The 605-nt window shown below is 65.8% G+C and carries 1 protein-coding gene; it reads left to right on the top strand.

Translation table 11 applies throughout. From position 1 onward, the window contains the following. Window positions 1–605, top strand: a 605-nt coding sequence (gene prpB, locus QQS38_RS25940; RefSeq protein ID WP_479648187.1) for a methylisocitrate lyase, incomplete at both ends; no start/stop codon positions are given.

Genomic DNA, 605 nt, shown 5'->3' on the forward strand with positions numbered 1-605 from the left:
GCCGGCGCGGCATTTCGCGCCGCCGTTGCCCAAGAGCAGCCCTTGCAAGTCGTCGGCGCGATCACCGCTTATGCGGCCAAGATGGCGCAAGCCACCGGCTTCAAAGCCGTCTACCTCTCCGGCGGCGGCGTGGCCGCCAATTCGCTCGGCATTCCCGATCTGGGCATCAGCACGATGGAAGACGTGCTGATCGACGCGCGCCGCATCACCGACGCCTGCTCGCTGCCGCTGCTCGTCGATATCGATACGGGCTGGGGCGGCGCCTTCAACATCGCCCGCACGATCCGCTCGTTCATCAAGGCCGGCGTGGCAGCCGTGCACATCGAGGACCAAGTCGGGCAGAAACGCTGCGGCCACCGCCCCGGCAAGGAATGCGTGCCCAAGGACGAGATGGTCGATCGCGTCAAGGCCGCGGTCGATGCCCGTACCGACGAATCGTTCGTCATCATGGCGCGCACCGACGCGGCCGCCGCCGAAGGCTTGGATGCGGCGATCGAGCGCGCCGTCGCCTATGTCGAGGCAGGCGCGGATATGATCTTCCCTGAAGCGATGAAGACGCTGGACGATTACCGCAAGTTCAAGGCAGCCGTTAAGGTGCCCATTCT

It is taken from the genome of Trinickia sp. Z7 (assembly GCF_056498045.1).